The organism is Devosia insulae DS-56, from assembly GCF_000970465.2.
Taxonomy (GTDB): Bacteria; Pseudomonadota; Alphaproteobacteria; order Rhizobiales; family Devosiaceae; genus Devosia_A; species Devosia_A insulae.
In genome coordinates this window covers 1-10967 of sequence record NZ_LAJE02000232.1, presented here as the reverse complement: position 1 = coordinate 10967, position 10967 = coordinate 1, and the positions used below count along the sequence as shown (strand labels likewise).

The window sequence follows — 10967 nt, the reverse complement described above, 5'->3', positions numbered from 1 at the left end:
CTGGGGGGGCACCGTCGCAACCGGGGAGGCGGCTGGCGCCGCCGGTTCCGCCGCACCCGGCGGAGGCTGGGGCGCGACCTGAGTGGGCTCGGCCAGAGCATCGGCCCAGCCTGCCCCGCCGCCCGAGGCTGTCGCGATGGCGGCGCGTGCCGCGTCGGCGTCAGCAGCGTAGACCGGCTGGCCGGAGATCGACCACGACTTGCCGTCGTACTTCACCTCGCCGCTCTCGAGCTTCAGCAGGGCGTCTAGGCCCGCCAGCGAGTCGGCGATGAAGCCTTGCGGCTCGCCCGACCCGACCAGCGTGCTGTCGCTGCTGACCTTGCCGGCGCGCACCGCCGCAAAGCGGCGCACCTCTTCGGTCGGCACATAGCCGGAGAGGGCAAAGCTGCCGTCGGCGGCCTTCACCGCCGACCAGACGAACGGCGTGACGACCGGCGCGGCATCGCCGGCCTGGATGGCGACGTGCCAGGCAGAGGTGTCGGTTGCAGCGCGCAGGGCGGTTTCCAGCTCGTAGCGGCCAGTGGTGGTCGGCAGTTTGCCGGTCAGCGACCAGCTGCCGGCCGAGTGCGCCAGCGTGCCCTCGTCGAGCTCCAACAGGGCATCGAGACCACCGATCGCGGCTGGGATGAACCCTTCGGGGGCACCGGCGCCAAGGGTCGTTCCATCGACGACGTTGGCGCCGGCGTGTCCCGCGAGGTAGCGCTTCAGCTGCTCGGTCGGCAGGAAGCCGGTGAACGCGATCGTGCCATTGGCCGACTTCTGCGCCCGCCAGACATAGGGGTCAACCACCGGCAGCGCGGCCGTTTCCACGGCGCCCGGCAGGCTGACGGCGTAAGTCCAGCCCGCAGTCCGCAAGCCGGTGGCGGCGAAGGCAGACTCAGCGGCAAAAGCCTCCTGCGGCGTATCGACGGCGCCACTGAGGCTCCAGCTGGCGCCGTCATAGCTGAGCTTGCCGCGGTCGAGCAGCTGCAGCACCCCGAGCGCCTTGAGCGCGGCCGCTTCGAAGTCGGCCGGGTTGCCGTCGGCAATGACGGTGGTGTCGCTCGCGACCGCCGGCAGACCCGCAACCAGGGCCCTACGCGCGGCGGCGCCGGGCACGTAGCCCGAAAGCGAGAACTGCCCCGCGGCAGTCTTTTCCGCGGCAAAGGTGAACGGTGTCGCCAGAGGTGGCTTCACCGTAGTGCTGGCAAGAATGAGACCTTGCGGCGCGCCAAGCTCCAGCCGCGTTTCAATGGCCCCGAAGTCAGCTACAGTAGCAGCGCGGCCCTCGATGGTGATCACCGTGCCCTGGATGGTCGCGTGCCCCTCGCTCATCCGGCGCAGCGTCTCGAGCACGAAATCGATGCCGGATTCGAAACGCTCCGGCGCGCCACGACCCAGTTCGAGCCCGGCGGCGTCGACATTGTCGAGCGCCTCCAGCCGATCGCGCAATGCCGCATCAGGAACAAAACCATCGAGGACGATGCCACCACCGCCGCGCTCGGCGCTCAGCCAGTACTCACTGACATGCGGCGGCCCGAGCGTCACGGCGGCGCCAGATGGCGTCATGGCGACACGTACGGATTCGGCCGCCGCGGCGTCCGCCGGGGAGCCAGTCAGGGTTGAAGTGCCATCGGAGATTGTTGCGCTACCACTCTCCAGTTTCAGGAGATTTTGCAGCAGCAGCTTGGCCGAGGTAGCAAACTCGACGGGTGCGCCGGACGCGAGGACGAGGCTGGTGGAGACGTTGGTCCCGGCGGGCGCAAGCGCCTCGAGCTCGCCGACCAGCGTTTCGCTGGGTGTGGCGCCCGAGAGACTCAGTTTTCGCCCGTCATACTCGGCTCGCCATTCAAACGGCGAGACCAGCGCCGGCTGCACCTCGCGATAAGCCAGCGTAACAGAGGACGGCGTATCCGCCGCGTCGGTTGCAGCGAGCGCAGCGTAGGCCTCAGGCGATTTGGCTCGGCCGGAGATCGTCAGGTCGAGATCAGCGAGCGCGACCTCGCCCTCATCGAGCTGCGTGGCATAGCCAAGGGCGTAGGTGACTGCGGCGACCCAGTTCGCCCGGTTCGGTGCGCCCGACATCAGTCGCGTCTCGTCGCGCGCCCCCTGCCCCGCAATTGCAAGAATCTCGGCGCGCGCCTCCTCGTCGGGGAGACCGCCGGAGAGCGTGAGCACGCCGTCGTCAACGGTGGCGATGAACGGAAATGGACTGACGTACTCGGCAAGCACCACTTTCGAGGTCACGCTGCGTACACCGTGCACAGCTGCGACTTTGGCGACAGCCGCGTCGATCATCGCCTCGGTGGTGGCGGTGCCGGAAATGGTGGCATCGCGCATGTCGAAACTGAGCCTGGCCCATTCGAATTCAGGGCCGGCGATAACCACGCTGGCGCGGCTCGCAAGATCTGGCGGGATGGCGCTGCCGCTCGTCGCCACAGCGGCGACCGTGCCGCCGATGACTGTGACGAAGGCTGGTACACCCCAGCGCAGGAAGATGCCGCTCATGCCGCCCCCGAAACAAGAAATCCGCCGGCAGCGAGCCGACGACGAGCCATAGCGCCAAACACTGAATCGGAGAAGTGCGTCAACGCCACTGACAATTTCTGAATGTCAGCATGAACCGATAAATGCGGCCAAATGAACGAAGCCTGACAACTACGTGAACGTCCCACCTGAAAACAGAAAGGCCCGGCTGACGCCGGGCCTTTCCAATCCGATTGGGCCGTAAGGCTTACTCGAAGGTCTTCTTGAACTCGGACTCGATCTTGTAACCGAGGTCCTGATCGTCGGTGCCCGAAGTGACCGTTCCCTTGATCGAGGAGGTGTAACCACCGCCCGGAGCCCAGGCCAGCTTGGCCGAACCGTAGAACAGCTCATCGAAGTCGCCGTTCACGTAGCCGACTTCGCCGGTGAGCGTGATCGACTCGGTGACCGCGGCCGAAACGCCAGCCGCAACCTGGTAGCTGTCACCCTGGCCAGCAATGTTGGACTGGTACCAGCGACCACCGACGTTGATGGTGACGCCTTCGGTCGCCGCAACGCTGATGGAGCCCGAAGCACCGAAGTCCGTGTCGCCATCCAGGTCAACGGCTTCGACAGCACCAGCGATCGTGAACATGTCGAAGGTCGCCGAAGCGGACGCCAGAACGTTCCAGTAGTCATTAATCACGCCGACTTCGTCGTGGCCGTAGGCACCAGCCAGGACGACCTTAAAGTTGTCGAACGTGCCGGCGAAACCAGCGTGAACGCCCCAAGCTTCGACTTCGCCATCGAGCACGCCAGCAGCGGCACCGGTGATGTGAGCCGAGATGCCTTCACCAGCGTAGGCGATCACGCCAACGGCAGTACCAGCACCACCGAGGCCGAACGGAGCAGTCTGCGCACCATCGAGGTTCTCGAGGCCGGCGCTGAGCGTGAAGCCATTGCCAAGGTCAGAGGTAACCTGGATTACCATGCCGCCGTCATCAAGACCCTCAGAGCTCGGGAGCGGGCCCCAGCTGACGCCCCGATCAACGTCTTCGGAGTTGAAGAGGTCGAGCCAAGTCAGGGGCTCGTCGTCGCCCTTGTTCATGATCGAGCCCTTCTTGCCCGCCATGATCACGGTCGAGTCGCCGATCGAGACATAGGCTTCGTCAAGAACGACTGAGCCAGGACCGGAAACGGTACCGATCGGGTTCCCACCAGGATCGAAAACGGTGCCACCGTCGCCGGTGGTCGAGCCGCCATAATACTTCACACCCTCGTCATCGACGCGAGCATCAGTCACCTGCTTCAGCTTCAGCACGGCTTTGGCCGGACCAAAATCCGAGTCAGCAGTCGCAACGAACTTGATCCAGGCGTCGAAGCGCGAGCGCCAGTCGTTCTCGCCGTCGCCGCCAAAGAAGGCAACGCCACCATTCGGGCTGTCGATCACGAGGTCTTCGTCGTCGAAGTCACCCCAGGTGAACTTGTACTTCACTTCGCCAGTGATCTGCAGGCAGTTGGTGTCGGACGAGATCGTCAGACCCGACAGTCCCAGCGCGTCGCAAACGTCGAGCGACGTCAGAACGCCGAGATCGGCCGCGTAGGCACCGCCGGTCGAGAGACCCGCTGCCGCCACAGAACCCAGAAGAAGGCTCCTGATTTTCATTATTGACCTCCAAAGTCAGTCATTCGTTTTGCCAGTTGCCCGGCGGCTTGTCGAAACGCGACCACACTTTTGTGTGTGTTGTCGTCGCGTTTGCGACCGACAAACGATCCCATGCATGGATTCGCAAGACCCACTCTACGCAGGAGTTCGGGAGGCGCAATCGCAGAATGGCCGAATTGGGGCAACGGCAAGGTGGTTGCAATCTGGCTGTTGCAAATTCGGCACAGGTTTGGAAACGGGCCGTTAATACTTGCAGCAGCGTCCGCCGGAATCGACGCCAGCCAGACCATCCGCCCCGTCGGACTCAGGTCCAGAGTTCCGGATGAAGCTGCCGCCATGCGGCCATATGGCCCGAATGGTTGACGGCGCGCTCGTCGCTGGACCAGTCATCCTGCTGCGGCTCCGATTGCACCGATGCCAGGCACGCATCGTCCCACTCGGCGCCGCAGAACTGCAGCATGCTCTCGATCAAAGCACGCCGATCCCCTGCAGAAGCACCAATATCGAGCTTGTGGATGAGGCCCGGAAAACGTGCGTGCCAATCGCCCATCATTTGCAGATAGGCGGCGTGGTAGCCTCGTAACTCGCCGAGATCGTTTGAGTACTCGTACCCCACGCCGGTGAGGAACTTCTCAAATATGGCGACGCGATGCTCGGCGGACAGGCGCACGCAGTGAATCACCCGCGCCTGAGGCAGCGCCAGGCGGATGAAGCCGAGATAGTGGTAGTTGGCCGGCATGGTGTCGATAACGCGTTTGCCCGCCGGAACCAGCCTGTTAGCTTCCGCCATATAGGCTCGCCCGAGCGCGGCGAAGCGTTCGGCAGCCAGCTCCCATAGGGGCCGCCCGCCAGCCTCCCGGATCAATTCCCGCGCCAGCCTACCCATGGTCGGCAGTTCTCCGGCACCTGCAAATGCCGGGTGCGAACCAAGGCTCAGTTCGAGCGTGCTCTTCCCCGACCGCGGCAGACCGACGACGAAGATTGGGCTTGAGTCGGACGAAGCATTACCCAGCGCTGTCGCATCGATATTCCGAAAGCGCGCCACGTCCGCCTGCAGCACGCGAATCTCATCACTCAGCGAAAAGGCGACGCGTTGTCGTTGCATGCGATTTGCTTCAATAAATGCCGCGATGGATCCGAAATGATCCCCGAGGTCCGCCAGAGCCTTGCCGAGCCCAAAGCCTGCATAGATGCGGTCAAGTGCGTCGAGTCCCTCATCGCGGAACACCTGCTCCATCGCGGCCACCGCGATGTCGCGTTGCCGATGGCGCAGCGTCGTAGCGCGCTGGAGGTGTGCCTCGCCGAATGTCGGCCGCAGCGCGAGCGTGCGGTCGAACCCCGCGATTGCCTGCTTCAGCTGCCCATCCGCCCGCAGTACACGCGCGCGTTGCAGGTGAAGGGGGGCCTCCTCGGGCCGGACAGCCAATCCTCTGTCGAGTACCTCCAGCGCCTCCGCAGCGCGCCCCTGGTCGATCAGCATGAAGGCAAGCCGATCATAGGCCTCGGCATAGCCTGGTCGCAGCTCGATCGCCTTGCGATAGGACGCTTCCGCCGCGAAGTGGTCCCCGGCCTGACGCAGCATGCTGGCCAGCCTGAAGTGGAAAGCGGGCTCTGTCGGCCGAAGCTCGACTGCATGGCCATAGGCATCGGCGGCCTCATCGAACCGCCCGAGCGCTCGGTTCGCCATGCCGAGATTCGAATAGATTTCAGCCGAGGCCGGCTGGATGGCCACGGCGCGCTTCAGCACTTCCACCGCTTCGTCGTTGCGACCGGCGCTGTTCAGCGCCACGCCCATATTGGCCAGGTATTGCGGGTTGGCGGGCTCGGCCTTGAGCGCCACTGCGATGTGACGGATGGCGGCTGCAGGGTCTCCCAGCTGCAACTGGGTGAGCCCGAACAGATGGTTGGCTGCGGGGTGGCCGCCATCGAGACGCAGAATCTGCTGGTACAGGCCAGCTGCCTCTTTTCCATGCCCCGCCTGATGGAACTCGATGCCGCGCTGCAGCAAATTGTCCGACGTTCGGCCTTGCGGTTGCTTTGGGGGAATTCGACGGGAAGGGGACATGCGTCTCTTGCCAATGGCTGCCTTGCCTATGCCGCAAGTCCTCGTCCATATGACGGCAACAAAGGGCGGGAAAGCAGAAAATGACAGACGGCAAGGTGGCGGTGGTGACCGGCGCGACCTCGGGTATCGGGCGTGCGACGGCAATCGGGCTGGGTAAGGCTGGGTATCGTGTGGCGATTCTGGGGCGGCGCGAGGCCGAGCTCAAGGAGACGGCGCGGCTGAGCTCGGCGCAATATAGCGGGGTTTGTGACGTCACCGACCCCTCAGCCGTGCATCGCTACTTCACCGATCTCAAAGCGAAACTGGGCCGGGTGGACGTGGTGTTCAACAATGCCGGGCGTTTCGCGCCGCAGGCCAGCTTCGGCGATACCGATATCGGGACCTGGCAGGGCATGGTGGACGTCAACCTCAACGGCGCCTTCTATGTGGCGCGCGAGGCGTTCCGGGCGATGCGGGACCAAACGCCGCAGGGCGGACGGATCATCAACAATGGCTCGATCTCGGCTTACGTGCCCCGTCCGGGCGCTGCCGCCTACACCGCGACCAAGCACGCGGTCACCGGGCTGACCAAAGCGATTTCGCTGGATGGACGAGCCTTCAGCATCGCCTGCGGGCAGATCGACATCGGCAACACCGCAACCGACATGACGGCCAGGATGACTACCGGGTCGCTGCAGGCCAATGGCACGATGGAGCCGGAACCGACCTTCGACGTGCAGCACGTGGTGGACGCTATTCTCTATATGAGCGGGTTGCCGCTTGGGGCGAACGTGCAGTTCATGACGGTGATGGCGACTACCATGCCGTATATCGGTCGGGGTTAGTTCTCTGATCGCATCCCTTCTGCAATAAGCCTAGTCAAGAACCGAGATGCCAGATGACTGTCCCTGCCTTTCAGCATGAGAAACTTCTTGCGCCGATCGTTGGGCTCGCTGACCTCAACGCGGACAGCGACGAGTATTATCGGACACTCGCCAGGTCAGATGACACCATTCTGGCGGTCGGCGGAGTTTTGGGACTCATGGAAAGGGACGCTTTCCAACAGCGTGACTTGTCGCGACTGCTCGATTTGTCCCGGCACGGTGCGGTTCGTCGTCGGGCGTTCAGGTATTTCGACCATTCTCACGATCACATGCTGGCTGCTGAAATAGCTGCCTTGGGACCAGATATGATCGAAGACCTCGAGAAGCTCAGCATCGAAGCTCGTTCCCGAAATGATGCGGGAAGGCAGCGCGACGTTGAGATCGCCAAGTATGTTGCTTGGGGCGAGGTTAGCATGTTGCGCAACGCGGCAACCTATGCCGAAGTCGCTGATGGATGGCGAGGTTCCGTCAAAATTCTGGCCAAAGCAGTAGCGGTTCGACCGGACGACATCAAGTCATTTTCAGCTCTTGCAACGATGTTGGAGGGTGCAGGCAGATATGATCTTCTTGAGTATGTGCTGTTACGGGTAGTCGGCATCGATAAGCTGGAGCGGCACGCGGCGTTATTTAGGGCCGTAGTCCAGCTTGTCAAAGGAGACGCAAAAGGATGTCTGCTCCTGCTGAAGGAACTTGAGGATGCCGGGCGCGCGGACGACGGGCGATTTTCCATCGGCTCGACCGGCGAGCAGACGAGGGCTAAAGCGCACTACAAACTTGGGCAATTTCGGGAGGCATACAGGAGCTACGCGAGCATGAATGCTCTTGAGGCAGCTTCTTTCGCCCCGACGAGCTACATTTCAGATTGTCTGGCGCGAAACGCCCAAGAGGTCCCATCTCTACCGGAGTTTGATCGGCCAAATTACGTGATGATGGTAGGGTTTCCCCGATCTGGAACAACAATGCTGGAGAACGCGTTAGCGTCGCATCCCCGGATCGAAACTTTTGAGGAAGTACCAACATTTCAAACCGCAACGGCTTACATAGATCGAGGAAACAAAGGCCAGACGGAACATGAGGCACAAAGCGTTGCGCTTTTCGTAGAGGCCCGCGAGCGCTACTTTTCTTCGCTCGATCGACTTGCTCGAAAGGACGGCGCTGACGTCTACGTTGACAAGCTCCCGGCCCGTTCGCTCATTGCTCCTTTTGTGAAGCGACTACTGCCAAATCAACGCTTCATCTTTTCGATACGACACCCCTATGATGTTGCGCTTAGCTGCTTTCAGCAGCTCTTTGGTGCAACTCCGGCGACAGCAAACTTCCTAAATTTAGTTGATACTATCCGGCTTTACGACCTTACGATGACCGAATGGTTCAAAGTCCATTCGCTAGAAGACCCGCTGGTTCATTACGTGAGATACGACGATCTCGTGCCTGATTTTGAAGCGGTTACTCGGAACGCCCTCGCTTTCTTGAGTCTGGATTGGGACCCGGCAGTGCTCACATTCGCTGAACGTGCTGGCGATAGGGCAGCACGGACGCCGAGCTATCAAAAGGTCCGCCAAGGATTATCCCTCGGCGTCCAAACATACTGGCGCAACTACGACTTCCTGTTCACGCAACCGCAGGCAGCTCCGCTCACTAAGTGGGCTGAGTTCTTCGGCTACGAGACCCTCTAAGTCCCGGACACCTTCTCGCAGCCGATCCAGGTAGAGCACATGGCAGGTCATCGCTCTGCACACCGAAATCACCGCGAGCGCCCCTGTCGAGGCGGCCGCGGTCGGCCTCGGCGTGGATTGCGCGCGGGGGGTCTCGAAACTGGCCACGCGCAGGGCGTCATCGAGCGGTATGCCGATGGTCTGGTGGAAGTAGCGGACTGCGTCGATCATCGCCAAGTCGGCGCCGTCGGCGAGGCGGACTACGCGCCATCCCTCCGGTAATACGGTACAACCCAGCGAAAACGCGGACAGAACGTGGCACGTCGCTTGACGCCTCTCGCCGACGCAACCTATTTTGATTCCAGCATACTTTAAGAGGTTTCATTATGAAGATTGCTTCCGTGCTGTTGCTCGGCGCTGCCGTTGCGACCTTATCCAGCGCTACCCGGGCGGCCGACCTGATCATCGAGGAACCGGCGGTTATCGCCACCGCATCGGCGGTCGATTGGTCTGGCTTCTATGCAGGCGCGCATATCGGGTATGGGGCCGGCACGCAGTTCCTCGACGGCGTCATCATCGACCCCGACGACGAAGAGCAGCCGGTCGACGGATTCCTGGGCGGCGTGCACCTGGGCTACAACGTACAGATGGACGCCGTAGTGTTCGGCGTGCAGACCGACCTCAGCCTATCGGCGATTGCCTCGGAAGAGCTTGGCGGCGGTGCGGACGATACGGTTGATTGGCTCGGCTCGACCACCGCTCGCATCGGCCTAGCGCTCGATGGGGTGCTGCCCTACGTCAAGGCGGGTGTCGCGTATGGCGGCGGTACGGGCGATGCGGCCGGCCTCGAAGTCAGCAACACGCATGTCGGCTGGACGGCCGGCGCCGGCGTCGAAATCGCCGTAGCAGACAACATCTCGGTGTTCGGCGAATACGCCTATACCGACCTCGGCGCCGAGACCTACAGTTTCGGCGCCCCAGTGAATGCCGACGTCGATGTGTCGATGCAGCTTCACACCGTGAAGGCCGGCCTCAACTTCGGCTTCTGATAAATAGTCGAACGGATTGCGACCGGCCGTCCCTCGGAGCGGCCGGTTGTTTTGCTCAGGCGCCGAACACCTTCGTCCCGCCAATCCAGGTAGAGCGGACCTTGAGGTCGTCACTCAAGACCGCGAAGTCGCCGCGGGCGCCTTTGCTGAGGTGGCCGCGGTCGGCCTCGGCGTGGATGGCGCGGGCCGGATAGAGGCTGGCCATGCGCAGGGTCTCGTCGAGTGGCACGCCGATGGTCTGATGGACATAGCGGATGGCGTCGATCATCGCGAGGTCGGCGCCGGCGAGGGTGCCGTCGGCGAGGCGCAGGGCGCCATCCTTGCGGTAGACGGTGCGGCCGGTGAGCTCGAATTCTGTCCAGTCGGTGCCGGTGATCGACATGGCGTCGGAGACGAGAAAAACCTGGCCGGGGCCGCGTTTGGCGCGAAGTGCGATGCCGATCGAGGTTGGGTGGACGTGGATGCCGTCGGCGATGAGGCCGGCATCGAGGCCCGGCAAATCGAGCACCGCGCCGACGAGGCCCGGCTCGCGGTTGCCGATCTGGCTCTGCGCGTTGAACAGGTGGGTGGCCATCGAAGCACCGGCTGCCGCCGCAGCCGCGACCTGCACATAGGTCGCGTCGGAATGGCCGATGCTGACGATGATGCCGGCTGCGGCGAGACGAGAAATCTGTTCCTGACCAACGGTTTCCGCAGCGACGGTAATAAGAAGAGTCGGGAGTGCGCGCTTGGCGGCGAGCAGCCGCTGCAGGTCGGCTTCGTCCATCGGACGGATCAGGGCCGGATCGTGCGCACCCTTGCGGGCGATGGACAGGTGCGGGCCTTCGAGGTGGAGGCCGAGGAAGCCGGGGACGTGCTGCTCGATTGCAGCGGTGCCGGCGGCGATGACCGCCTCGTTCTTGGGCACCGTGTCGGTGATCAGCGTCGGCAGGCAGGCGGTGCAGCCAAACTGCGTCAGGGTCGCGCAGATGGTGCGGATCGCATCGAGCGTCGGCGTGTCGTTGAGCAGAGCGCCGCCGGCGCCGTTGACCTGCAGGTCCAGAAAGCCGGGGACGATCATCGCGCCATCGGCTGGCACGCGGATGGCATCGGTAGGCGAGTCGGCGGCGATCAGGCCTTCGACCTTGCCGTCGGTGACGACCAGCGCCATGTGATCGTGCCATTCGGTGCCATCAAATATGCGGGCTCCGGTGAAGGCTTGTTTGGTGGTCATGCGCTTTGCTC

7 protein-coding genes are annotated in these 10967 nt (G+C 63.1%); 3 read left to right on the top strand and 4 right to left on the bottom strand.

What is annotated here, in order from left to right:
- From VW23_RS16635 to VW23_RS16625, 3 genes are all read right to left on the bottom strand, one after another.
- Positions 1 to 2487, bottom strand: a 2487-nt coding sequence (locus VW23_RS16635; RefSeq protein ID WP_069910668.1) for a BON domain-containing protein, incomplete at its 3' end; no start/stop codon positions are given.
- 226 nt (positions 2488 to 2713) lie between these two features.
- Positions 2714 to 4111, bottom strand: coding sequence for a porin family protein (locus VW23_RS16630; RefSeq protein WP_141728366.1), 1398 nt, complete (start codon positions 4109 to 4111; stop codon positions 2714 to 2716).
- Between the two features lie 304 nt (positions 4112 to 4415).
- Positions 4416 to 6119 (bottom strand): tetratricopeptide repeat-containing sulfotransferase family protein, encoded by a 1704-nt coding sequence (locus VW23_RS16625; RefSeq protein ID WP_069910666.1) that lies wholly within the window; start codon positions 6117 to 6119, stop codon positions 4416 to 4418.
- Positions 6120 to 6256: 137 nt separating this feature from the next.
- Between VW23_RS16625 and VW23_RS16620 the strand changes: the two genes are divergently transcribed.
- From VW23_RS16620 to VW23_RS16610, 3 genes are all read left to right on the top strand, one after another.
- A complete protein-coding gene (locus VW23_RS16620) occupies positions 6257 to 7000 on the top strand; it encodes an SDR family oxidoreductase (RefSeq protein WP_069910665.1) in 744 nt (247 codons plus the stop codon).
- Between the two features lie 53 nt (positions 7001 to 7053).
- Positions 7054 to 8715 (top strand): sulfotransferase family protein, encoded by a 1662-nt coding sequence (locus VW23_RS16615; protein ID WP_069910664.1) that lies wholly within the window; start codon positions 7054 to 7056, stop codon positions 8713 to 8715.
- 365 nt (positions 8716 to 9080) lie between these two features.
- Complete coding sequence (locus VW23_RS16610) at positions 9081 to 9743, top strand: outer membrane protein (protein WP_084646243.1); 663 nt, start codon at positions 9081 to 9083, stop codon at positions 9741 to 9743.
- Between the two features lie 55 nt (positions 9744 to 9798).
- Here VW23_RS16610 and nagA read toward each other — a convergent pair whose 3' ends face one another.
- A complete protein-coding gene (nagA, locus tag VW23_RS16605; protein ID WP_069910669.1) occupies positions 9799 to 10956 on the bottom strand; it encodes an N-acetylglucosamine-6-phosphate deacetylase in 1158 nt (385 codons plus the stop codon).
- Positions 10957 to 10967: the final 11 nt, after the last annotated feature.

Coding starts and splice junctions, on each gene's coding strand:
- VW23_RS16630 (WP_141728366.1), bottom strand. CDS start 4,111: ATGAAAATCAGGAGCCTTCTTCTGGGTTCTGTGGCGGCAGCGGGTCTC.
- VW23_RS16620 (WP_069910665.1), top strand. CDS start 6,257: ATGACAGACGGCAAGGTGGCGGTGGTGACCGGCGCGACCTCGGGTATC.
- VW23_RS16615 (WP_069910664.1), top strand. CDS start 7,054: ATGACTGTCCCTGCCTTTCAGCATGAGAAACTTCTTGCGCCGATCGTT.
- VW23_RS16610 (WP_084646243.1), top strand. CDS start 9,081: ATGAAGATTGCTTCCGTGCTGTTGCTCGGCGCTGCCGTTGCGACCTTA.
- nagA (WP_069910669.1), bottom strand. CDS start 10,956: ATGACCACCAAACAAGCCTTCACCGGAGCCCGCATATTTGATGGCACC.